Source organism: Flavobacterium pasteuri, assembly GCF_048286615.1.
In the GTDB taxonomy this organism is placed as follows: Bacteria; Bacteroidota; Bacteroidia; order Flavobacteriales; family Flavobacteriaceae; genus Flavobacterium.
Window position 1 is genome coordinate 195,587 of sequence record NZ_JBLVPN010000005.1, and the last position, 23,204, is coordinate 218,790.

Consider the following 23,204-nt stretch of genomic DNA (forward strand, 5'->3'; position numbering starts at 1 on the left):
ATTTTAAAATGAGTGATTACCAAGATTTAGGCATTTTTTGATCTCTTAACGGTACAAAAACAATGTTGTCATCGGCTTCGTCAGAATTAGTGAAATGGCTAAAACGTTTCATCATTTCAGGATTTTCAATGGCTTGTTTCCATTCACATTCGAAAGTATCTACCAAACCTTGCATTTCGGTTTCTAATGCTTCTACAATTCCTAGACTGTCATCGATAACTACTTCTTTTAGATAATCTAATCCGCCTTCCAGTTTTTCCAGCCAAGTAGAAGTTCGCACTAATGGACCCGCTGTACGGATGTAAAACATCAAGAAACGATCTAAGTATTTGATGCAGGTCTCTCTATCAATTTGTTCAGCCAATAATACGGCATGTTTAGGATTTGCACCACCGTTTCCGCAGATGTATAAGTTCCATCCGCCTTCAACTGCGATTAATCCGAAATCTTTTCCTCTGGCTTCGGCGCATTCGCGAATACAAGCAGAAACACCACCTTTTATTTTATGAGGCGAACGAAGTCCTTTGTATCTGTTTTCTAATTCGATAGCAAAACCGGCACTTTCGTCCATTCCGTAGCGACACCAAGCGTTACCTACACAACTTTTTACAGTACGCAGTGATTTTCCATACGCATGACCGCTTTCGAAACCATTGTCAATTAGAGTTTTCCAAATTTTAGGTAAATCATTTAGTTGCGCCCCAAATAAATCGATGCGTTGCCCTCCGGTAATTTTAGTGTACAAATTGTATTCTTTGGCCACTTCACCGATAACGATAAGTTTGTCTGCAGTTATTTCTCCACCGGCAATTCTTGGCACTACAGAGTAGGTTCCGTTACGTTGTATATTCGCGAGGAATCGGTCATTAGAATCTTGTGCAGTAACGTGTTTGTTAGCAGTGTCATTATAAATACTGGAAAATATGGAAGAGATGAGGGGTTTACAAACTTCACATCCATCTCCTTTTCCTACAACTCCTAACACTTCGTCGTGGTTCGTGAATTTATTGATTTTTACGATGTCGTATAATTCTTGTCTGTTATATGCAAAGTGCTCGCAAATAACATCTTTGACTTCCTTTCCTAATGACTTTTGAGTTTCTTTTACTAGGTCAACAACCATCGGTTTGCATCCGCCACAACCCGTTGTTGCTTTAGTGTGTTTTACTACATCTCCAAAAGTAGCGCAAGTTTCATCAACGATAGAGCAGCAAATTGCGCCTTTGGTTACATTTTCACAAGAGCAGATTACAGCAGTATCCGGTAAATCCATTGCACTCCCAAAAGTAGATGCTTCGCCACCTCTCGAACCAAGAATCAAATCTTCCGGGTTTTTTGGTAACGGCATGGCATTGCTGTAAATTTGGAATAATGCATTGTAATCACTGGAATCGCCTACTAAAATTCCGCCCAATAAGGTTTTGGAATCTTTAGTAACGTTGATTCTTTTATAAATTCCGCTTAATTTGTTTTCGTAAACAATTGCGGTCACTTCTTCATTTTCTATAAATGGATCTCCAAAACTCGCCACTTCAACGCCAATTAATTTTAATTGTGTCGACATGTCGATGGTGTCTCTCATAGTTTTTGCTCCTTTCAGTATTTGTTCAGCGGCAACATCGGCCATTTCATATCCAGGGGCTACAAGACCATAAATCATATGATTGTAAAGTGCCACTTCGCCTATAGCATAGATAAAAGGGTCTGAAGATTGCATTTGGTTATTTACCACAATTCCTCCACGTACACCCACTTCCAGTCCGGAAACCCTTCCTAGTTCATCACGTGGTTTAATACCAGCAGAAATTACCAACATGTCTACTTTAAGTAAATCGTCTCCTTCAAACATCATTCCTGTGATAGCATGCTCTCCAGCAATATATTGTGTTGATTTGTTAAGGTGAATGCTGATATTTAGTTCCTCGATTTTTGATTGCAGCATGTCACTGGCGCCTTTGTCCAATTGTCTTGGCATCAATCGAGGAGCAAATTCGACTACGTGAGGATTTAATCCTAAATCATATACAGCCTTAGCAGCTTCTAATCCTAATAATCCGCCACCCAGAACGGCAGCTTCAGTAGCGCCATTTCGTTTTATTTTTTTTGCGTAAGCCATGATTGCATCCAGATCTTCAATGGTTCTGTATACAAAAACGCCTTCTTTTTCTACTCCTTCAATAGGTGGCACAAAAGCGGCTGAACCAGTTGCTAGAACTAAGTAGTCGTAAGTATGTGTTTTTTCTAAATGGGTATGTATTGTTTTTTGCTCTCTATTGATATCGGTAATTAATTCAGAGGTGTTTAGGGTAATGTTATGCTCTTCATACCAGTTTGATGTTGATAATGATAAGTCGTCAGCGCTTTTTCCTGCAAAGTATTCACTTAGGTGAACTCTGTCGTATGCGCGTCTTGGCTCTTCTCCAAATACGGTGATTTGGTATTCTTCATGTCCTGATTTTGCAATGAATTTTTCGCAAAATTTGTAACCTACCATGCCGTTTCCGACTACTATTACTTTAATCATAATCTAATTAATTAAGTATTATTACGCAAATATAAGTATTAATACTTATATTTAAATACTTAATTTAAATTTTTTTATTCTAAGTAATTTTAAAAAAGGGGATAGAGGTGGTTTTTGTCTTATTATTCTTTTAAATAATTAGAACATTAGGAATGATTTCAGCTTTTGGCAGAATTTTAAAATCGTTATATTTTGTGGGAAATGAGTCGGAGATGTTTAGTGCTGGTAGCTAAAAGGAGTATCTGGTTGGGAATTGTCTAAAAACAAAAAACCCGAATCCCGAAGCTTCGGGACTATTCGGGTTTTGTGGTACCTCCAGTCCCGAGGCTTCGGGAGAACCAGGGATGCATGGATTATTTTTTGGATAAAATGTCTTCAAGAATAGAAGGGTTTTTGATTATTTTTCGATAAAAATTCTGCTTTTCATTTTCTTGATAAATCTTTCAAGAAAAATAGCCTCTTCTTTGTTTGAACAATTAAAAAGGAGGGTTAAATCCCAGTCATTAGCGATTTTTGTAAATGATCCAGAATAGGTGTGTTGATTGTGTTTTATTAGTCTCTCTTCAATATTATGTGTTTCGCCAACATAATATTTAGTTGTGGATTTTGAATAAAGAATATAGAGATAATGCATCTTTAGAAATGATGTTAAACAAAAAACCCGAATATTTCTATTCGGGTTTTGTGGTACCTCCAGGGATCGAACCAGGGACACATGGATTTTCAGTCCATTGCTCTACCATCTGAGCTAAGGTACCTCGCTATTGCGGGTGCAAATATAGAATGATTTTTAGTTTATCCAAAACATTTTTTAAAAAAAATCAATTCGTACCTTCGCAACATCAAAAACCAAATTATGATTTTAGTTATCGATGTTGGAAATACCAGAATTAAAGCAGCTGTCTTTGAGGATGCTACCCTTTTTGAAATTTTTGTTTTTTCTAAAATAGAACTTCAAAAAAATATTGAAAATATTTTAAAAAATTTTGAAAAAATAACTGATTTGGTCGTTTCCTCTGTAGGAGATGTCGAAAAACAGTCTTTTTTAGTCTATAATGAAGTGCTCAATGTGCATTTCCTGTCTCATGAAGATCCTTTTCCGTTCCAAAATTGCTATGCGACTCCTAAAACTTTGGGAATTGACCGGATGGTTCTTGCTGCAGGAGCAACGCTTCAGTTTCCAAATCAGAATCGGTTGGTTATTGATGCTGGAACGTGTGTTACGTACGATTTTATTGATGAAGAGAATAATTATTTGGGCGGAGCCATTGCGCCAGGATTGCGATTGCGCTACGAAGCGTTACATAATTTTACGGCCAAACTTCCTTTGTTATCATTAGAAAGTCCAAAAGATTTCATTGGAACTTCCACTTCTGAATCGATTCATTCTGGCGTGGTGAACGGTTTCGTCTATGAGATTGACGGTTTTATCGATGAATATAAAGCAAGGTATTCAAATTTTATAATAATTTTAACGGGTGGCGACACAGATTTTTTGGCTAAACGATTAAAAAATACCATATTTGCCAATTCAAATTTTCTTCTGGAAAGTTTGAATCAAACATTTCAATATAAAATCAAAAATGATTAAAAAAATTATAATAAGCGCCTGTTTGCTTTTATCATTAGTGTCTTTTGCTCAAGAAGGAACATCTTCTCCATATTCTTTCTACGGAATTGGGGATGTAAGATTCAAAGGAACGCTTGAAAACCGCTCTATGGCAGGTGTAGCTGTTGAACAGGATAGTATTCACATAAACTTACAAAACCCAGCCAGTTACGCAAATCTTAAACTGACAACTTTTACTTTAGGAGGAACTTACGGGACTACAACTTTAAAAAATAGTACTGAATCAGCTAATGCCAGAAGAACTACTTTGGATTACCTAGCTGTTGGTTTGCCTTTGGGTAAGTTTGGATTAGGTTTTGGATTGATTCCATATTCTTCAGTTGGGTATAAAATTGAATCTATTTCAGAAACTGGAACAGAAAACAACAAACGTTTTAACGGCTCAGGTGGTTTGAATAAAGCTTTTTTGGGTGTAGCATATAAAATTGCCCCTAATTTTAACATTGGTGCCGATGTGAATTATAATTTTGGAAAAATTGAAACCAATAGTCTTGAGTTTATTACTGGAGTTCCTATTGGGACACGCGAATTAAATTCAGCAGATTTATCAGGAGTGAATTTTAATCTTGGAATGATGTATCAAACCAAAATATATAAAAAAATATCTGTTTTTAGTAGTTTAACGTATTCCTTGGAAAGTTCTTTAACGTCTAAAAATACTAGAAACATTTCGACAGTAATCTATAATTCAAATTTTGATTTGGCTGTTGTTGATGCTCTTGATGATGTTAAAACAGAGGCAAGTATAACAATGCCAAGTAAAATATCGTTAAGCGGAGGTATTGGTGAGGCTAAAAAATGGCTTGTTGGCGGTAATATTTCTTACGGTAAAACTTCGGGTCAGGCAAATGAATATAATGATGAAGCTAATGTTGGGTATGGAAAATATGGAAGCGTTAGTTTAGGAGGATATTACATTCCTAATTACAATTCGTTTTCTAGTTATACAAAAAGAATTGTATACAGAGCTGGTATTAAATATGAAAAAACAGGATTGGTAATCAACTCTGAATCGATAAATGATATGGGTGTGACTTTTGGTTTGGGACTTCCGATAACGGGTAGTTTCTCAAATGTGAACTTTGGTTTCGAATTAGGAAAAAAAGGAACTACAAAAGCAAATCTTGTTCAGGAGAACTATGCAAACTTAAGTGTGAGTTTTTCACTTAATGACAAATGGTTTGAAAAACGAAAATTCAACTAAAAACAAGAATTGGTACTATTGCCAAATTTCTTCGCCAAGTTCAGCGTATGACTGTAGTCAAAAAAAAGTATATTAAATCAGTTGTCACAGTTTTTGCTGTGACACTGTTTTTTGGTTGCGAAAGTAATTTTAAGGAAATTCAGAAGATTAATTTTTCAGAATTTATTCCTAGTAGTGACACTGATTTGGTAAATGTGAAATACACTGATTCCGGGCGAATTACGGCAATTCTTGTAAGTACTAAAATGTTGGATTACTCCAGTGTTGACTTTCCTTTTACGGAATTTCCAAAAGGAATCGATGTTACTTTATTCGATAAAAAAGCGAAGAAAACCTTTATCAAGTCTAATTATGCTATTTCGTATAAAGGCACAAATATTATTGATTTGCAAGGAAAAGTAAAAATTTTCACCGAAGATGGTCAGACCTTAGAAACCGAGCAATTGTATTTTGATCAAAAAAACGAATGGTTCTTTACGGAAAGAAAGTTTAAATTATCGGATCCAAAAGGAACTTCAAATGGACAAGGAATCGATTTTAGCAAAGATTTCAAAGTGATTAATTCTCAAAAAATAACTGGCGAAATAGAATCTGCCGATTAATACAATACATTATGAATTACCTAAAATATACACAATACGTTTACCTTGTTTTTGGAGCATATTTCATTTACGATGGTGTCACTAAATTAAATGAGCCCGAAGGAACGTTTTGGTTGAGTTTCATGATTGCAGGATTGGCTATTTTTATGTTTTTCTTTAGGAGAAAATTTGCCAAAAAATTTGATGACCGAAACAAAAAATCCTAATTAATGGAAGCTAGTATTATCATATTGTGTCTAATACTAAGTGCTTTTTTTTCAGGAATGGAGATAGCCTTTGTCTCTTCAAATAAAATTTATCTTGAAATTGAAAAAAAGCAAGATAATTTCGTTTCAAAAATACTTACTAAGCTTACTGAAAAACCAACTAACTTTATAGTAACCATGCTTATTGGTAATACTATAGCGATGGTGGTGTATGGTTTTTTTATGGGCGAACTGTTATTACGCAGGTTTGCGGGTTTAGGATATCATTTGTCGGATTGGTTCAGTTTACTGCTTCAAATTCTGGTTTCGACACTAGTGATTTTGATCACTGCCGAGTTTCTTCCTAAAGTTTTTTTTCAAATCTATGCCAACTCATTAATTAAGATTTTTGCAGTTCCGGCGTATGTTTATTATAAGTTTTTCTATTTTATTTCTACTTTTTTTATTGGAATTTCTGATTTTATTTTGAAGAAATTCTTCAAAACGGAAGGGGATAATATTCAGTTGTATTTCAGTAAAATAGAACTTGGGAATTACATTACCGAACAAATGAGTAGTGTTGAGGATAATGAAATGGTGGATTGTGAAATATTAATGTTTCAAAACGCATTAGAGTTTTCCGGTGTGAAAGCCAGAGATGTGATGAGTCCCCGAACCGAAATTATTGCAGTTGAGGTGTTTGACTCAATAGAAAATCTCAAGGAATTATTCATCGAAACGGGTTATTCTAAGATTGTGGTTTACCAAAATTCACTGGACGATATTATTGGTTATGTACATTCGTTTGATTTGTTTAAAAAACCAAATAAGATCAAGGAAATTGTGATTTCGGTTGAGTTTGTTCCGGAGACAATATTCATAAAAGACGCCATGAATTTGCTTACTAAAAAGCGAAAAAGTGTCGCAGTAGTGTTAGATGAGTACGGAGGAACGTCAGGAATTATTACCATAGAAGATATTGTAGAAGAGCTTTTTGGCGAAATTGAAGACGAACACGATTCAGACGAAGAATTGATAGAAAAAGAATTAGGGGACAGAGTTTTTGTTTTTTCAACTCGTTTTGATGTAGAATACTTAAACGACACCTATAAATTGGCTATTCCTGAAAATGATTCTTACGGAACACTTGGCGGTTTTATTGTCGATTTTACAAAAGAAATCCCTCAAAAAGGCGATGCGATTTCTATAGGCAATTATCATTTTATAATTGAAGAAGCCACAAATAAGAAAATAGAATTAGTAAAAATGACCGTACAAGACTGATTTTTTTTAGGAAAATAAAATTTCTTGCAAAATAAAACGCTACTAGTATAATTATTAATTAGATAATTGTATTTTCGCAAACTGAATATAAAAATTAACAACAATAAAATGGCAGTTTTACAAAAAATTAGACAACGTTCACTTCTTCTGATACTCGTTATCGGGTTTTGTTTATTAGCTTTTATCATAGGTGATATATTCAATAGCGGTGGTTTCAGCAGTACATCAAAAGATGTAGGAAGCATTGATGGAAAAGATATTTCATTCGAAGATTTTAGAGTTAAAGTAAGTAATGTTGAAAAAAGTGGTCAAGGGATTACGTCAACTGAAGCAGCAAACAGAGTTTGGGAACAAGAAGTTTCTATAGCCTTATTAACTTCTGAATTTGATAAATTGGGACTTAGAGTTGGTGAAAAACACTTATTGGAAGTTTTGAAAGCGGATCAAAATATTGGGGGAAATCCATTGTTTTTAAATGCTGCCGGTGTTTTTGATGTTGTAAAATTCAAAGAATACTTCAAAGCAAATCCTGCACAAGCTCAATTCTTGAAAGATAGAGAGAAGGATGCTGATTTGAATGCTAAATACCAAATGTATAATACTTTGATTAAAGCAGCGGTTTACACAACTGAAAGCGAAGGAAAGTTAAAATATGAAATGGAAGCAAACAAAGTAAACTTTGCTTACGTTGCAGGTTTATATTCTACAATTAAAGACAGTGAAGTAAAAATTACTGATGCTGAGATTGTTGAATTCATGAAGAAAAATGAAAAAAAATATAAAGCTGACGAGTCTCGTGAAGTAGAATATGTTTTGATCGAAGACAAAGCTTCTGCTGCTGATGAAACTGAAGTTAAAACAAAAATAAATGCGTTGTTAACTGGAAGTGTGGTTTACAACCAAGCTACAGGTAAAAACGATACATTGCCAGGGTTTAGAACTACTACAAACACTGTAGAATTTGTAAATTCAAATTCAGATGTTCCTTATGATTCTACTTATATCGCTAAGAAAGATTTGCCGGCTGTAGATGCTGATAAATTATTTAACCTAGCTCCAGGTGCAGTTTATGGACCTTACATGTTTGGAAAATACTACTGTATCTCAAAATCTATGGGAATGAAATCAGGAGTTAATGCTAAAGCAAGTCATATTTTAATTAGTTACGAAGGAACACAAACTCCTAATCAAAAAGAAAAAAGAACAAAAGAACAAGCAAAAGCAAAAGCAGAAAGTATTTTGGCACAAGTAAATGCTAATCCAGATAGTTTCATGATGTTGGCTTTCACAAATTCGGATGATTCATCAGCACAACAAGGTGGTGATTTAGGTTATTTTGGTCAAAACCAAATGGTAAAACCTTTTAATGATTTTGTTTTTAATAGTGCTATCGGTAAAGTTGGTTTAGTAGAAACTGATTTTGGTTTTCATATTATTAAAATTACGGACAAACAAGACGGAATTCGTTTGGCGACTGTAGCGCAAAAAATTGAAGCTTCAGAAGCAACTTCTGATAAAATATTTACTCAGGCAACTAAATTAGAAATGGATGCTGCTGATAAAGATTTTAATAAAGTAGCAAAAGACATGGCACTTAAAGTTGCTCCGGCTGTTTCTGTAAAAGGAATGGATGAGAACTTTGGAACATTAGGAAATCAAAGAACAATTGTAAGATGGGCTTTTGAAGATGGAGTTAAAGTAGGAGCTGTAAAAAGATTTGAAGTAGCTAATGTAGGTCACGTTATTGCAAAACTGAAAAGTATTGACGATTCTGGTTTAGTAGCCGTTTCAGTAGTTAGACCTTACGTGGAGCCAATTCTTAAAAACAAGAAAAAAGCAGAACTTATCAAAGCAAAAATGTCAGGTTCTTCTCTTGAAGCAATTGCAAAAGCAGTAGGAGGAACAGTACAACAAGCGACTGCTCTTACTATGGAAAACACTATGTTACCTGGTGTGGGTCAAGAGCCAAAAGTAGTTGGGAATGCATTTGCATTAGCAGCAAACAAATTATCTGCTCCAATCGAAGGAAATACTGGAGTTTATGTGGTAAAAAATATGAGCACAGTAAAAGCACCGGTTTTGAAAAGCCATGCTGCTTATGTGACTAAATTAAAAGCACAAAGCGCTTCAGATGCAAATAGAGTAATTCCTGCATTGAAAGCTAATGCTAAAATTGAAGACAACAGAATAGATTTCAATTACTAATTCGATAAGAAGTAATTAATCAAATAAAAAATCCCGATATATATTGAATGTATCGGGATTTTTATTTTAATGAAGTTTTATTTGAAAGCGGGGATTAATTATGAATCATTAAGACAATATCATTTCATTATACGGAACGATAGTTTTATATCCTTTTGAAACAAAATAGTCAGTTGGATTTTCAGTTGCTATCGCCATAACAAAATCGCCTCCCCAGGCGCCGAGACTTTTTATCACACCATTGAAATCTGGAAACAAGGATTCTTTTATAGTATGTGTTTCCAGAATAATGCTCATTTGTACTTCGTGCTTTTGTATTGCTGTAGCAAAAGATTGAAGCGAAGTGGCATTCAAAACTTCAGAAGTTATAGTGTCATTTGAAGCAATAGTTCTCGTCAGATTGTTTTTTTTATTAATGTTATATGCCGCTATTGCGGTTTTACTGCTTTGCTTTTTGTTGAGATATACAAAGTATAGGTTTTGTGTGAATTCTGGGTTAAAGATTACCTTTTCAACCATAGGATAGCCGTGTTCCAGATGATATATAATAGGAGTGTCGTTTTGTGCGCACGCAATATCATAACCGCTACCTCCAAAACTGTTTTTAAGCAGTGTAAACGCATCAATTTGCAGCCATTGAGCAATATTGTTTATCAAGGTTGATGATGTTCCCAGGCCCCAGCTTTTAGGAAATCCAAGTTCAGTAGTAATACGGTATCCTTCTGAATTTAAAATGAAATTCGGATTTAGTTTAAATGCTTCGTGTAAAATAGTAGTAAGTGTAGCCTTGACTGATTCGTTTTCAGTATTAACTTCTTTGGAAATATCAGAAAATAAAATAGTGTCTTCAAACCAAATACTTCCATCCGCATCATAACTTTTCCAAATGATTTCTTTGTTGCCTCCTTCTTCAATAATAAGGTTTTGCCCTTTTTTTGTGGGTAATGCAAAGGCTTTAGCTCCATCAAGAACCAGGTATTCTCCTGTGATTAAAAGTTTTCCGTTACTGTAAAATGTTTTTTTCATTGTCTTTGCGAGGAACGAAGCAATCTTATTTTTTGATGCTTCAAGATAAAAATTATTTTCTTAAACTTTCAATATAAGTCACCACGGCGCTATGTGAAACGGTATTTTTTTTGAAATATTTTTGGATTAAAATACGTTCTTCATCAGTGGCTTCAAACTGGTTGATGATGTTGTTCAAATGCATTTTCATGTGTCCTTCCTGAATTCCTGTTGTAGTTAAAGAACGTAAAGCGGCAAAATTTTGGGCCAAACCGGCTACGGCTACAAACTGCATTAATTCTTTGGCAGAGGGTTTTTCCAGCATTTCTAATGATAATTTTACTAATGGATGTAAGGAAGTCAAACCGCCAACAGTTCCTAATGCTAAAGGAATTTCCAACCAAAAAGTAAAAATGCCATTTTCGATTTTGGCATGGGAAAGACTGGAATATTTTCCATTTCGGGAAGCATAGGCATGAATTCCGGCTTCGACGGCACGGAAATCATTTCCTGTTGCCAGAACTACGGCATCCACTCCGTTCATGATTCCTTTATTGTGCGTTACAGCACGGTATGGTTCGACTTCAGCAATTTGAACGGCTTGGACAAATTTCTCTGCAAATTCTAGAGGATTTAGAATGTGTTTTTCTTCTAAATCAGCAATCAGGCAAGAAACTTCGGCTCTTACGATGCAATTTGGAACATAGTTCGAAAGGATGCTCATTACAACTTCAATGTCTTTCTCCGTTTCCGTGAACAAGTCATAATTATGTGCTTCTTCTTTTAATGTTTTGGAAAATTGTTCCAGACACGAATTGATGAAATTAGCTCCCATGCTGTCTTTGGTTTCAAAAGTAGCATGCAGCTGAAAATAATTGGGCAATAAATCGGTTTTGTCTTTTAGGGTGATGTCTAAAATTCCGCCACCGCGTTTTTGCATATTTGTGGTAATCGATTCTGTTTCTGATAAAAATTTGCTTTTGTGTTGAGCAAAAAACAAATTCAATTTTGACACATCGCCTTTATAGATAAAATGAACCTGCCCAATTTTTTCAGTATTTATTACGGTTGCTTTAAATCCGCCACGCGTTGACCAAAACTTAGCAGCTTTTGCGGCAGCGGCAACCACAGAGCTTTCTTCAATTGCCATAGGAATCGTGCTGTATTTTCCATTAATCAGGAAATTAGGAGCAACTCCCAGCGGAATGTAGAAATTGGTTATCGTGTTTTCGATGAATTCATCGTGTAATTTCTGTATTTTTTCATCAGAATTCCAGTAGTTTTTCAGCAAGGAAATGGCTTCTAGAGGTGTTGAAAAATATTGATTGGCAATCCATTTAATTTTTTCTTCTTTGGATAATTTAGAAAATCCGCTAATGGCCTTATTCATTCTCAATAGATTATATTATGTATACTTGCAAAGATACGCTTTTAGCTGTTTTGTTTACTATGATAATATCCTCAATAAATGGGTGTTTATAATATTGTTTTTAACATTTAACACATCGAATGTGAAATTATTGTAAATTTTTCACTAAAATTGACGGTTTTTATATTTAAAGAAATATCATGTATTCGAAAAAAATTATTGCATTATTTTTATTCTTGTGTTTTACTGTCGTTGGTCAACAAAAAATCACAATTGATGAACTTTATAACGGTACATTTCGTGCTCAAGGAATGGATGAATTACAATCCATGAAAAATACAAATCAATACACTGTATTGAATTTAGACAACCAGTCCAGAAGTATGCAAATCGATTTGTACGATTTTGCAACTTTAAAAAAAGTAGCTACACTTATAGATACAAAATCCCACAAAGAACTTTTAAACGGGATTGATAGTTACACGTTTGATGCTTCAGAAAAAATGATTCTATTAGCTTGCAATACCAATCAAATCTTCCGTCACTCCTTTACTGCTGATTATTATTTGTACGATATAGCAAGTAAAAAATTAAAAAAGTTATTTGATTTTCAGGTTCAGGAACCTACGTTTTCACCTGATGGAAAAAAGATTGCTTACGCCAAAGAAAATAATCTGTATGTATATGATTTAGCTTCTAATAAATCGACTCCAATAACTACAGAAGGAAAAAAAAACAGCATTATTAACGGTATTACGGATTGGGTTTACGAAGAAGAATTTGCTTTTGTAAAAGCATTTGATTGGAGTGCTGACAGCAAAAAAGTAGCCTACATTCGTTTTGACGAAAGTCAGGTTCCGGAATTTTCGATGTCCATGTTTGGAAAAGAGTTGTATCCAATGATGCAAACCTTTAAATATCCAAAAGCCGGTGAGAAGAATGCATTAGTTTCGCTACATATTTATGATGTAAATTCGAATGCGGTAAAAAATGTAAATCTTGGTAATTATAATGATTTTTATATTGCCAGAATGAAATGGACAAGTGACGCGAATACATTGTCTGCACAGGTATTGAATCGTCATCAAAATAATTTGGATTTGTTGTTTATCGACAGTAATTCAGGAACTTCAAAAGTAGTTTTGAACGAAAAAGACAAAGCTTATGTTGATGTTACGGATAACTTGACTTTCTTGAAAGACAACAGTTTTATTTGGACTTCAGAAAAAGACGGTTTCAATCATGTTTACTTATATGACAAGAACGGGAAATTGAAAAACCAACTGACCAAAGGAAAATGGGAAGTAACTAATTATTATGGTTTAGACGAAAAGACAAATACGGTTTTCTATCAGTCTGTAGAAAATGGATCTATTAATAGAGATGTTTACAGAATAGGTCTTGACGGAAAAAACAAAATGCGTTTGTCGCAAAATACAGGAACGAATGCAGCGACATTCAGTCCGAATTTTCAATACTACATCAACACGTTTTCTAGTGCGTCTCAGCCTACAACTTATACATTGAACGAAGCTAAAGTTGGAAAACAAGTTCAAGTTATTGAGAACAATGAATCATTGGCTGCAAAGCTAAAAAGCTATAATTTACCGGCTAAAGAGTTTTTTGTTTTAAAAACAGCAAAAGGGAATGAATTAAATGCTTGGATGATTAAACCGAAAGATTTTGATTCTGCTAAAAAATATCCTGTTTTTATGTACCAATATTCTGGTCCAGGTTCGCAACAAGTGAATAATGAGTGGAACAGTACGGATGATTATTGGTTTATGATGTTGTCACAACAAGGTTACATTGTAGCTTGTGTTGATGGACGCGGAACTGGTTTTAAAGGAGCTGATTTCAAAAAAGTGACTCAATTGCAATTAGGAAAATACGAAGTGGAAGATCAAATTGATGCCGCCAAAGTAATAGGAAATTACGCATTTGTTGATAAATCTAGAATTGGTATATTTGGCTGGTCGTATGGTGGTTTTATGGCGTCTAATTGTATCATGAAAGGAAACGATGTTTTCAAAATGGCAATTGCTGTAGCTCCGGTTACAAACTGGAGATTCTACGACAGTGTGTACACGGAACGTTACATGACGACACCACAGGAAAATGCGAGCGGATATGATGATAATTCACCAATAAACCATGTAGATAAATTGAAAGGAAAATTTCTTTTGATTCACGGTTCAGGAGATGATAATGTGCATGTTCAAAATTCCATGCAAATGATGGAAGCTTTGATTCAGGCTAATAAACAATTTGATTCCCAAATTTATCCAGACAATAATCACGGGATTTATGGCGGTAAAACCAGAATTCAATTGTACACAAAAATGACTAATTTTATCAAAGAAAATTTATAACAGCGCTTTATGACAAACGACGCATTGAATAAGGAAGAATTTTTTGGACATCCAAAGGCGCTTTTTATATTGTTTTTTACCGAGATGTGGGAACGGTTTTCGTTCTACGGTATGAAAGCCTTATTGATTTTTTATCTGACAAAGTACCATTTGTTTTCAGATACTTCTGGAAATTTACTCATTGGAAGCTACGCTGCACTCGTATACGCAGTGCCCGTTTTAGGGGGTTTTATAGCGGATCGTTATTTAGGATTTAGAAAAGCCATTGTTTTTGGAGGTATTATGCTTGTGTTAGGGCATTTAGGAATGGCTTATGAAGGGAATGCCGCAACTGAATCTATTACTGGCGAAATTACGCGTGATGAAACTGCCTTGCAAATATTTTATTTTTCATTATCCTTAATAATTGTTGGAGTTGGTTTTCTAAAAGCCAATATCTCTTCATTAGTGGGGGAATTATATGAAACAGGCGATAAAAGAAGAGATTCTGGATTCACATTGTTTTATATGGGAATCAACTTAGGATCTTTTATGGCTACGCTAATATGTGTTTGGCTTGGAGAAACGTATGGTTGGAGTTATGGTTTTGGTGCAGCTGGAGTCGGAATGTTTTTTGGATTGTTGACTTTCATTTCCGGTAGAAAACTATTGATGGGAAAAGGCGAATCAAACAACGCTTCTTTATTAGAAAAAAAATCGTTTGGACTTAAAAATGAATGGCTAATTTATATTGGAAGCGTATTGTCGACATTGTTGTTTTGGCAGATGGTTCAAAATCATAATGCGGTTTCATGGGCTTTAAAAATTGCAGGTGGTATTTCTTTTATTTATATTGTTTATTATGCCGTTACAAAGTTAGATGGAAAAGCACGTCACCAATTGATTGCTTTGACCATTCTGATTGTATTTACAATTGTATTCTGGGCATTGTTTGAGCAGGCATATACCTCCATGAATTTATTTGCTGACAGGATTTTAGACCGAACTATATTTGGTTATGAAATTTCTGCCGGACAGTTCTTAAGTTTTAATGCCTTATTTATAATTTTGCTAGCTCCAGTTTTTGCTTGGATATGGCCAAATTTAGGAAAATACAATCCTAATACAGCCGTAAAATTTGCTTTAGCATTAGCTTTAGTCGGTTTAGGTTTTGGAGCATTAGTTATGGGAATAAATCTTTCTGGTACAGGAAAAGTAGCGGCAATTTGGCTAATATTAGCGTACCTTTTGCATACATGCGGAGAATTGAGTTTGTCACCGGTAGGACTTTCTGCAGTGACTAAATTATCTCCAGCAAAAATTGTGGGATTCATGATGGGTGTTTGGTTTTTAGCAACAGCCAGTTCAGAATTTATCGCTTCCATCTTAGCTAATATAGCTTCTGTAGATACTTCAAATGGTACAGCACCGGATTTAAATTTAGCAAAACAGAGTTACTTAGTACTTTTTGAATATTTATTTTATACAGGACTTGGTTTCGGATTACTGTTATTGGTACTGTCGCCAGTAATCAAAAAATTAATGCACGGAGTAGACAAAGAATTAAATAATTAATAATATGAGTGAAAATACTACAGACCAATTTTTTAAAAGTACCGTTTTAGGACATCCAGCGGGATTATTCGTTTTGTTTTTCACAGAGATGTGGGAACGTTTCTCATTCTACGGAATGCGTTCTTTATTGATATTATTTTTAACCGCTTCTTTTACAGATGGTGGTTGGGAATGGACTCGTGAAAATGCTTCTGCATTATTTGGATCCTACGTTGGATTGGTTTATTTATCCACAATGTTAGGTGGTTATTTTGCCGATAAAGTTATAGGTTTTAGATGGGCTGTTGTTGTAGGTGCAAGTTTGATGACTTTAGGACATGCTTCTATGGCTATTGAAACAGAATTTTCTATTTATTTAGGATTAGTATTGTTGGTTTTTGGGAATGGTTTTTTTAAACCAAACATGACATCAATTGTATCTGAAATGTACAAAGACCGTCCGGAGAAAAAAGATGGTGCTTATACGTTATTCTACATGGGTGTAAATGCCGGGGCTTTCTTTGGTATATTACTTTGTGGTTATTTAGGAGAAAAAGTAGGTTGGACGTATGGTTTTGGTCTTGCCGGAATTTTTATGTTCTTTGGAATGTTACAGTTTTGGTTGTCACAAAATATCTTTGGAGACATTGGTTTAAAGCCAAACAAAGAAAGCAAAGCGAAAGCAGAAGCTTTGGATACGGATAAAAGAAATCCTTTTTCACCAATACAATTAGTGGCTATTGCATTTTCATCATTACTAGCTTTATTGTGGCTTTTGAATGATCCTGCGTCCAAAATATCTGGAGGAAAAGTAAACGTTTTTTCTTTCTTAGGGCCAAATGGTAATTCTATTGCTATAGTTTCGGCACTGGTTGTTTTTATAATATTATTGATTTATAGATTTACCCAATATTCTAAAATCACTAAAGAAAAATTAATAGCAGTTACATTCTTTGCATTCCTGACTATTTTCTTCTGGGCAATTTTCGAACAATCTCCAAACAGTTTAACCATTTTTGCAAATGATTATACGGATCGAGTTTTAACAGGTAATTGGAGTGTAGTATTCTTAGTGATGAATTCATTGATTACTATATTACCATTAGTAATTATTACTTGGGTATTGATTCTGTTGTTCAAACAAACGTTTAAACTTTACGCTATTGCAAATATTATTCTAAGTGTTAGTTTTATAATTATTTGGACAATAGCAATATGGATGTTGGCTAAAGATTATTATACTGCAGGATATTTATCATTATCGGATGAGACGTTGCAAGCGTTGAAAATTGATAAAGTAACTACTGCATTGACCGAAGTTCCAGCAACATGGTTTTCGACTTTAAATTCATTGTTTATTATTTCATTAGCACCATTATTTTCAAAATGGTGGGAAAGTAAATACAATCCTTCTGCTAATTTAAAATATGGAATTGGTATGGGATTATTAGCGCTTGGTATGGCTTGTGTGGCTTTTGGTGCAAGCGGAATCGAAGCGGGTGCAAAAACCGCTTCTGTAAGTATGATTTGGTTGATTTTGGTCTATCTTTTCCATACTATGGCTGAATTGTGTATCTCTCCTGTAGGATTGTCTTATGTGAGTAAATTAGTTCCTGCAAGAATGATTGCATTTATGTTTGGAGTTTGGTATCTTGCAGTTGCAATAGGAATGAAAGGAGCAGGTATGTTTGGGGAAAATATTGATAAAATTGCCAATGAACACGGATTGAGTTATTTCTTCTGGATGTTAGCAATAATATCTATTGTTGTGGCTTTATTCTCTATTTTGATGGGTCCAGTAATTAAGAAATTGATGCACGGTGTTCGATAATTTTAGGCATCATTTTTGATTTGTCAATAATTAAAATTATAAATATGAAGAAAATAATAGTTGTTTTATTATTGTTTGCGGGTTCGTTTGCCGCTGAAGCACAAGAATTAGTTTGGGAAACCAATGTGGTCAAGGCTATGGAAGTTTCTAATAAAACTAAAAAACCAATGTTGTTGTTTTTTACTGGTAGCGATTGGTGCGGTTGGTGTATCAGGTTACAAAAAGAGGTTTTGAAAACACCTGAATTTGCGGCTTGGGCCAAAGAAAATGTGGTTCTGGTAGAATTAGATTATCCTAGAAAAGCGCCACAAACTCCTGAGATTAAAAAACAAAATGACGAATTACAACAAGTTTTTGCTATTCAAGGATTCCCGACAATCCATTTTGCGAATGTTACAACTGTTGATGGCAAAGTTAATTTTCAAGGTCTGGGGAGTACTGGATATGTTGCTGGAGGACCATCTGCATGGTTAGCTGTTGCAAATGGATTGCTGCAGAAGAAATAATTAGTCATTCAATTTATAATATCCCTTTTCACTCGTAGCGTGAAAAGGGATTTTTTGTTTCATACAAGTCGCCTTCCATTGTTTTTGAATGGTTTTATAATTGGAAGCATCGGCTATGACCATCTTTGGTTTTGTGGTTTGTAACAAGCGTTCAAAATTTATTTTGGGAGATTGGGTCATAACAATAATGTCCGGTTGTATGTTTTTTGGAAAAACTCCCGAACTGTCTAAAATGAAAATCTTTTTTCCATTAAAATAAAAAAGGTTTTGTATCTTTTTTTTCTCTCTAAGACTGCTTAAATTCCCTATTCGATACGACTTTAATGTATTGTTTTTTTGAGCAGTTTTCAAAATGCTGTCATTGGCATAGACCGTAATATTTTCCCCTTTTCGTTCTGCCAGTAATGTATTTCTTTTGATATTGAAAACAATCCATTCCTGTTCATTTTGAATGTTCCATTGAATATCCAGACATGAGATTTGAAGAATGATGATTGAAACCAGTGCCATTACTAATCTGTTAAAACTTGGTTTCTTGAGCCAAATAATTGCAGTAAATAATAGTAAATAACTACTAAGCAATAAATAAAAATGCAATGGAATATCTTGAATTATAAATTGTTCTAAAGACGCAATTGTATTAATGATTTTATTCAAGTAATAAATGCTCCATTCCAGTAATTCTGAAAGGAATATTGGAATATTGTTGAGTGCCGCTAAAAGCATTACTAAAACGCCCAAAACCATTATGATGCTCAATACCGGAATGATAATTAAATTGGTCACAAAAAATAAACCCGGAAACTGATGGAAATAGTAAATACTCAATGGTAAAGTTCCTAATTGTGCCGCAAACGAAACCGTGAGAATATCCCAAATGTATTTTGAAACTTTAGTTTTTGGTAACCAAATTGAGGCTAAAAATGGTTGCAACCAAATAATGAAAAACAAGGCTAAATAGCTTAACTGGAAACCAACATCAAATAAAAAGGAAGGTTCAAAAAGCAGAATCAGTAAGATGGAAACTAATAAAGTATGATATATATTGACGCTTCTTCTTAAATGATTTCCAATGGCTACGAACGAAAACATCGTTACGGAACGCACTACCGAAGGTGCTAAACCAGCAATGATTCCGAAAGTGAATAAAGAAGCAAGAATGATAAGTAACTTTATAAATGAACCACGTTTTGTGTTAGGAATAGGTTTTAGAATGAAGGTAACAAAAATTAAAATAAATCCAATATGCAGCCCTGATACCGATAAAATATGTACAGCTCCGGCATATTGATAATCCCGAATAATTTCTGGCGAAATATCCTGTTGTTGTCCCATTATTAAAGCAATGGCAACGTTCAATTCTGTTTTGTTGAAGTTGTTTTTTTCTAAATTATGAATAATTCGGGTTCTTAATTTAGAAGAATAATACCAGATGTTTTTCTCTATTTCAGTTCCAATTTTGATTTCCTCAACATCCGCATATAGTTGCGCATAGATTTGTTTGTTTTCAAGGTATTTGCTGTAGTCAAATTGATTCGGGTTATTTGGAGGTCTGTTTTTAGATAAAATTCCTTTAATAAGTAAAGGAGTCCCAATCTCAAATTCATGATGCATGCTGTCCTTTTGAATGTTCAAAATGATTCTACCCGTTTGTTCTTTCTCATCTACACGGTTTATAATGGCAATGTAACGGTCACTAAACAGAGTGCTTTTTAGCTTTTCGCGAACGATTAAGGAGATGGAATGCGGTTCTTCAAAAATTGTCGTAATGTGACTGTAATTGCTTTCTTGAAAATGATCAATGTGAATTACTTGACTTGATATTCCGATAAGAAAAGACAGGAGATATGTTGTCAAACCAAAATAGAAAACATTCTTGCTTTTATTCTTTAATGTAAAATACAATACTCCAAAAATACTAATGAATATTGAAAGTAAGCTAAATAGTAATGATAGCGGTAGATGAAAGTAGTAGGCGAAAAGGATTCCTGAAATAAATCCAATTGTTATTCTCGCTAAAGGAAATCCGAGTACTTTCATGTATCTAAAGTACGGATTTTTAGTAAGAAACAACTTTGTTTTTACTATAAAGTAACGCCGCTTTTTGCTTGTCTATAACACCCGATTCAATTGAACAAAGGTCTTTTTATAATAAGGTTCTTTCGTTGAGGAAATAATTACACCTTTTGAAGTAGAAGAATGAATAAATTTTATCTCGTCATCATTGACTTCAATGACAATTCCTACGTGATTTATCTGTGAATTTTTGTTGGTTTTAAAAAATATTAAGTCTCCTTTTTGCGCATCTTCACGCTTGGTATCTATAACGTCACCTATTTTTGACTGTTGATACGAGTTGCGAGGTAGCGTTATGTTGTGTGAATCAAAAATGTTGTACATCAAGCCGGAACAATCAAAACCTGATTTTGTTGTACCTCCATATTTATATTTTACCCCAAGATTTTCAGCAGCTGCGTCAATCAGTTCTTCTGCCAAACGATTTGTTTTTCTTTTTTCTAATTTCGTTAATTTCTCTTTTTTTGTGTCGGATTTTTTGGAAGTGACTATTGGGGAAGTCGATTTACAAGCCGTAAAAAAAACAAGAATCAGTAATACGAATGCGAAATATTTCAAAAGAATATATTTTTGATGAATTTAAATAGTTGCAAATTAGCTGTAAGCTATTGTAAATCAGAAACAATGAATTTAGCGGTTTTTTCACTAGCACCAATGCCTCCTAATTTGTCTTCTAATAACGCATATTTTTCTAAAAGCGTATTGCGATGATTGGATTCCAGAATTTTTTTCAGTTCTTCCCGAATGCGTTTTGTAGTACATTCCTCTTGGATTAATTCGGTGACCACTTCTTCATCCATTATCAAGTTTACTAATGAGATGTATTTGAGTGTAATGATTCGTTTTGCAATTTGATAGGAAGCCCAGCTGCCTTTGTAACACACTACTTCAGGGACTTTAAAAAGTGCCGTCTCCAGAGTTGCAGTTCCTGAAGTGACTAATGCAGCAGTTGAATTTCGCAATAAATCGTATGTTTTATTGGAGATGAATTTTATATTTTCATGAGAAATAAAATTTTTATAAAACGAGAATTCCTGACTTGGAGCACCGGCAATTACAAATTGATACTCTGGAAAATCATTGACAACACTCAACATTACAGATAGCATTTTAGTGATTTCCTGTTTTCTGCTGCCCGGTAAAATGGCGATAATTGGTTTTTCTTCTAATTGATTTTCTTTTCTAAAAAGGATTGGATCAACTGCTGGTTGGTTATGTATAGCGTCAATCAACGGATGCCCCACGAACTCAACCGGGAAATGATGTTTGTCCTCATAGAATTGTTTTTCGAAAGGTAAAATCACATACATTTTATCAATGTCTTGTTTGATATCAGTTATTCTACTTTCTTTCCAAGCCCAGATTTGAGGTGAAATATAATAATGTGTTTTCATTCCTAACGCTTTGGCCCATTTTGCAATACGCAAATTAAAACCTGGATAATCTATGAAAATAAGAACATCGGTTTGAAATTCAAGAATGTCTTTTTTGCATATTTTGATATTATTCAAAATAGTTTTTAAGTTAAAAATCACTTCGATGAAACCCATAAACGCTAATTCTCGATAGTGTTTCACTAAAGTACCGCCAACATTTTTCATCAAATCGCCACCCCAAAATCGGATGTCAGCATTTGGATCCTTTTTATACAGTTCTTTCATCAAATTTGAACCATGCAAATCGCCTGAAGCTTCACCTGCTATAATATAATATTTCATGCTTTCTGGATTAGGAGTTTATAGATTTGGATTTCAAACATATAAAATCATATTTATTTTTAATAATCTGTTTTTCAATTTGCAAAGATAAACGAATAACTTTTCTTAGATAAACATAGTGAGAATTGCCATGATTATTACTGATAAAACCACACCACGCGCTATTGTTTCTTTATTAATTTTTAGTAAAATACCAAATACAATTAGCGTAAGAATGGAACCTAAAGTTATGATTTTGCCTAAATTCCCCTGTGATTTCATAATTTGAATTCCAGCAATGAAATTAAATTCCGTAAAAAAAGTTATAAAAAGATAACTCCCAAGCAGGGTAGTGGCAAATCCAATTAAAAACCCGATCAACAAGTCTGTTTTATTCATTCCATTTCCAGGTGTTAAGTTGTTGTACCGCATGATGCGCTGTCAAGTCAAATTGAACAGGTACAACGGATATGTATCCGTTTTGCAAAGCCCATTCATCAGTGTCTTCGCCTTTGTCTTGGTTTACAAATTCTCCGGCAAGCCAATAATAATCCCTTCCTTGAGGTGTTTTTCTTTTATCAAATTTTTCTACCCAAAGTGCTTTCGCTTGACGGCAAATTCGGATTCCTTTGATATCTTTTTCTTCTAATTTTGGGAAATTCACATTTAAAACTACTCCTTCTGGCAGTCCGTTTTCTAAAACTTCTAATGATATTTTTCGAATAAAAGATTTTATAGTGTCAAAATTAGCATTCCAATCATAATCCAATAAAGAGAAACCAATGGCAGGAATTCCTTCTATACCAGCTTCAACAGCGGCACTCATTGTCCCGGAGTAGATGACATTTATGGAAGAATTTGATCCGTGATTGACACCTGAAACGCATAAATCTGGTTTTCGTTTCAGAATTTCATTAACGGCAAGTTTTACACAATCTACGGGAGTGCCAGAACAACTGTATTCTAAAAACGTGTCGTTTTCTTTAGAAATTTTATTCAAATATAAAGTGCTGTTTATGGTAATGGCATGACCCATTGCGCTTTGAGGTTTGTCTGGCGCTACCACAACAATCTCGCCTATTTCTGACATTACGGCAATTAAAGCTTTAAGTCCGGGTGCCGAAATACCGTCATCATTTGTTATTAAAATTAAAGGTCTATCTTTTTTCATTGTTTTATGT

General features: G+C 34.2%; 19 protein-coding genes and 1 tRNA gene. 10 read left to right on the top strand and 10 right to left on the bottom strand.

Features of this window, described 5'->3' with window-relative positions:
* Positions 1 to 16 precede the first annotated feature (16 nt).
* The 3 genes from nirB to ACNQF6_RS09465 form a co-directional block, all read right to left on the bottom strand.
* Positions 17 to 2,524 (bottom strand): nitrite reductase large subunit NirB, encoded by a 2,508-nt coding sequence (nirB, locus tag ACNQF6_RS09455; protein WP_417965309.1) that lies wholly within the window; start codon positions 2,522 to 2,524, stop codon positions 17 to 19.
* A 397-nt stretch (positions 2,525 to 2,921) separates the two neighbouring features.
* Positions 2,922 to 3,158, bottom strand: a complete 237-nt coding sequence (locus ACNQF6_RS09460) for a GIY-YIG nuclease family protein (RefSeq protein WP_417965311.1) — start codon at positions 3,156 to 3,158, stop codon at positions 2,922 to 2,924.
* Positions 3,159 to 3,209: 51 nt separating this feature from the next.
* A tRNA-Phe gene (locus ACNQF6_RS09465) sits at positions 3,210 to 3,282 on the bottom strand.
* Between the two features lie 98 nt (positions 3,283 to 3,380).
* Here ACNQF6_RS09465 and ACNQF6_RS09470 point away from each other — a divergent pair.
* From ACNQF6_RS09470 to ACNQF6_RS09495, 6 genes are all read left to right on the top strand, one after another.
* Positions 3,381 to 4,115 carry a type III pantothenate kinase gene (locus tag ACNQF6_RS09470; protein ID WP_417965312.1) on the top strand — a complete coding sequence of 245 codons (735 nt, stop codon included), beginning with the start codon at positions 3,381 to 3,383 and terminating at the stop codon, positions 4,113 to 4,115.
* A complete protein-coding gene (locus tag ACNQF6_RS09475) occupies positions 4,108 to 5,358 on the top strand; it encodes a BamG family beta-barrel-assembly machinery protein (RefSeq protein WP_417965314.1) in 1,251 nt (416 codons plus the stop codon). The genes ACNQF6_RS09470 and ACNQF6_RS09475 overlap by 8 nt, the downstream gene beginning before the upstream one ends.
* 47 nt (positions 5,359 to 5,405) lie before the next feature.
* The gene (lptC, locus tag ACNQF6_RS09480) at positions 5,406 to 5,960 is read left to right on the top strand and encodes an LPS export ABC transporter periplasmic protein LptC (RefSeq protein ID WP_417965316.1); all 555 of its coding nucleotides are present in this window, start codon (positions 5,406 to 5,408) and stop codon (positions 5,958 to 5,960) included.
* A gap of 11 nt (positions 5,961 to 5,971) precedes the next feature.
* Entirely contained in the window at positions 5,972 to 6,166 is a 195-nt protein-coding gene (locus tag ACNQF6_RS09485) for a hypothetical protein (RefSeq protein ID WP_417965318.1), read from the top strand.
* Between the two features lie 3 nt (positions 6,167 to 6,169).
* A complete protein-coding gene (locus tag ACNQF6_RS09490; RefSeq protein ID WP_417965320.1) occupies positions 6,170 to 7,429 on the top strand; it encodes a hemolysin family protein in 1,260 nt (419 codons plus the stop codon).
* Positions 7,430 to 7,537: 108 nt separating this feature from the next.
* A complete protein-coding gene (locus ACNQF6_RS09495) occupies positions 7,538 to 9,634 on the top strand; it encodes a peptidylprolyl isomerase (protein WP_417965321.1) in 2,097 nt (698 codons plus the stop codon).
* A 108-nt stretch (positions 9,635 to 9,742) separates the two neighbouring features.
* On the opposite strand, the gene ACNQF6_RS09500 is transcribed toward ACNQF6_RS09495, so the two are convergent.
* Both ACNQF6_RS09500 and ACNQF6_RS09505 read right to left on the bottom strand, forming a co-directional pair.
* Entirely contained in the window at positions 9,743 to 10,660 is a 918-nt protein-coding gene (locus tag ACNQF6_RS09500) for a GYDIA family GHMP kinase (RefSeq protein ID WP_417965323.1), read from the bottom strand.
* Between the two features lie 52 nt (positions 10,661 to 10,712).
* Positions 10,713 to 12,029 carry a hydroxymethylglutaryl-CoA reductase, degradative gene (locus tag ACNQF6_RS09505; protein WP_282743535.1) on the bottom strand — a complete coding sequence of 439 codons (1,317 nt, stop codon included), beginning with the start codon at positions 12,027 to 12,029 and terminating at the stop codon, positions 10,713 to 10,715.
* A 179-nt stretch (positions 12,030 to 12,208) separates the two neighbouring features.
* Between ACNQF6_RS09505 and ACNQF6_RS09510 the strand changes: the two genes are divergently transcribed.
* From ACNQF6_RS09510 to ACNQF6_RS09525, 4 genes are read left to right on the top strand one after another with little or no spacing between them, the layout of a single operon-like run.
* Positions 12,209 to 14,380: a S9 family peptidase gene (locus tag ACNQF6_RS09510; protein ID WP_417965325.1), complete on the top strand. Its 2,172-nt coding sequence runs from the start codon at positions 12,209 to 12,211 to the stop codon at positions 14,378 to 14,380.
* Between the two features lie 9 nt (positions 14,381 to 14,389).
* Complete coding sequence (locus ACNQF6_RS09515; protein WP_417965327.1) at positions 14,390 to 15,934, top strand: peptide MFS transporter; 1,545 nt, start codon at positions 14,390 to 14,392, stop codon at positions 15,932 to 15,934.
* A 4-nt stretch (positions 15,935 to 15,938) separates the two neighbouring features.
* Positions 15,939 to 17,744, top strand: a complete 1,806-nt coding sequence (locus tag ACNQF6_RS09520; protein WP_417965329.1) for a peptide MFS transporter — start codon at positions 15,939 to 15,941, stop codon at positions 17,742 to 17,744.
* A 44-nt stretch (positions 17,745 to 17,788) separates the two neighbouring features.
* Positions 17,789 to 18,250, top strand: a complete 462-nt coding sequence (locus ACNQF6_RS09525; protein ID WP_417965331.1) for a thioredoxin family protein — start codon at positions 17,789 to 17,791, stop codon at positions 18,248 to 18,250.
* Here ACNQF6_RS09525 and ACNQF6_RS09530 read toward each other — a convergent pair whose 3' ends face one another.
* The 5 genes from ACNQF6_RS09530 to surE form a co-directional block, all read right to left on the bottom strand.
* Entirely contained in the window at positions 18,251 to 20,290 is a 2,040-nt protein-coding gene (locus ACNQF6_RS09530; protein ID WP_417965333.1) for a ComEC/Rec2 family competence protein, read from the bottom strand.
* Between the two features lie 72 nt (positions 20,291 to 20,362).
* On the bottom strand, positions 20,363 to 20,884 hold the full coding sequence (locus tag ACNQF6_RS09535) for a C40 family peptidase (protein ID WP_417965335.1): 522 nt from the start codon (positions 20,882 to 20,884) through the stop codon (positions 20,363 to 20,365).
* A gap of 47 nt (positions 20,885 to 20,931) precedes the next feature.
* The gene (lpxB, locus tag ACNQF6_RS09540) at positions 20,932 to 22,044 is read right to left on the bottom strand and encodes a lipid-A-disaccharide synthase (RefSeq protein ID WP_417965337.1); all 1,113 of its coding nucleotides are present in this window, start codon (positions 22,042 to 22,044) and stop codon (positions 20,932 to 20,934) included.
* Between the two features lie 105 nt (positions 22,045 to 22,149).
* Positions 22,150 to 22,422: a hypothetical protein gene (locus ACNQF6_RS09545; protein WP_417965339.1), complete on the bottom strand. Its 273-nt coding sequence runs from the start codon at positions 22,420 to 22,422 to the stop codon at positions 22,150 to 22,152.
* Positions 22,415 to 23,194, bottom strand: a complete 780-nt coding sequence (gene surE, locus ACNQF6_RS09550; RefSeq protein ID WP_417965341.1) for a 5'/3'-nucleotidase SurE — start codon at positions 23,192 to 23,194, stop codon at positions 22,415 to 22,417. The genes ACNQF6_RS09545 and surE overlap by 8 nt, the downstream gene beginning before the upstream one ends.
* Between the last annotated feature and the right edge of the window lie 10 nt (positions 23,195 to 23,204).

Bases quoted from the DNA above. Each gene is read 5' to 3' on its own strand.
- ACNQF6_RS09530 (WP_417965333.1), bottom strand. From the start codon at position 20,290: ATGAAAGTACTCGGATTTCCTTTAGCGAGAATAACAATTGGATTTATT.
- ACNQF6_RS09475 (WP_417965314.1), top strand. From the start codon at position 4,108: ATGATTAAAAAAATTATAATAAGCGCCTGTTTGCTTTTATCATTAGTG.
- ACNQF6_RS09495 (WP_417965321.1), top strand. From the start codon at position 7,538: ATGGCAGTTTTACAAAAAATTAGACAACGTTCACTTCTTCTGATACTC.
- surE (WP_417965341.1), bottom strand. From the start codon at position 23,194: ATGAAAAAAGATAGACCTTTAATTTTAATAACAAATGATGACGGTATT.
- ACNQF6_RS09470 (WP_417965312.1), top strand. From the start codon at position 3,381: ATGATTTTAGTTATCGATGTTGGAAATACCAGAATTAAAGCAGCTGTC.
- ACNQF6_RS09490 (WP_417965320.1), top strand. From the start codon at position 6,170: ATGGAAGCTAGTATTATCATATTGTGTCTAATACTAAGTGCTTTTTTT.
- ACNQF6_RS09510 (WP_417965325.1), top strand. From the start codon at position 12,209: ATGTATTCGAAAAAAATTATTGCATTATTTTTATTCTTGTGTTTTACT.
- ACNQF6_RS09505 (WP_282743535.1), bottom strand. From the start codon at position 12,029: ATGAATAAGGCCATTAGCGGATTTTCTAAATTATCCAAAGAAGAAAAA.
- ACNQF6_RS09460 (WP_417965311.1), bottom strand. From the start codon at position 3,158: ATGCATTATCTCTATATTCTTTATTCAAAATCCACAACTAAATATTAT.
- ACNQF6_RS09525 (WP_417965331.1), top strand. From the start codon at position 17,789: ATGAAGAAAATAATAGTTGTTTTATTATTGTTTGCGGGTTCGTTTGCC.
- ACNQF6_RS09485 (WP_417965318.1), top strand. From the start codon at position 5,972: ATGAATTACCTAAAATATACACAATACGTTTACCTTGTTTTTGGAGCA.
- lptC (WP_417965316.1), top strand. From the start codon at position 5,406: ATGACTGTAGTCAAAAAAAAGTATATTAAATCAGTTGTCACAGTTTTT.
- ACNQF6_RS09545 (WP_417965339.1), bottom strand. From the start codon at position 22,422: ATGAATAAAACAGACTTGTTGATCGGGTTTTTAATTGGATTTGCCACT.
- ACNQF6_RS09500 (WP_417965323.1), bottom strand. From the start codon at position 10,660: ATGAAAAAAACATTTTACAGTAACGGAAAACTTTTAATCACAGGAGAA.
- ACNQF6_RS09515 (WP_417965327.1), top strand. From the start codon at position 14,390: ATGACAAACGACGCATTGAATAAGGAAGAATTTTTTGGACATCCAAAG.
- ACNQF6_RS09520 (WP_417965329.1), top strand. From the start codon at position 15,939: ATGAGTGAAAATACTACAGACCAATTTTTTAAAAGTACCGTTTTAGGA.
- lpxB (WP_417965337.1), bottom strand. From the start codon at position 22,044: ATGAAATATTATATTATAGCAGGTGAAGCTTCAGGCGATTTGCATGGT.
- nirB (WP_417965309.1), bottom strand. From the start codon at position 2,524: ATGATTAAAGTAATAGTAGTCGGAAACGGCATGGTAGGTTACAAATTT.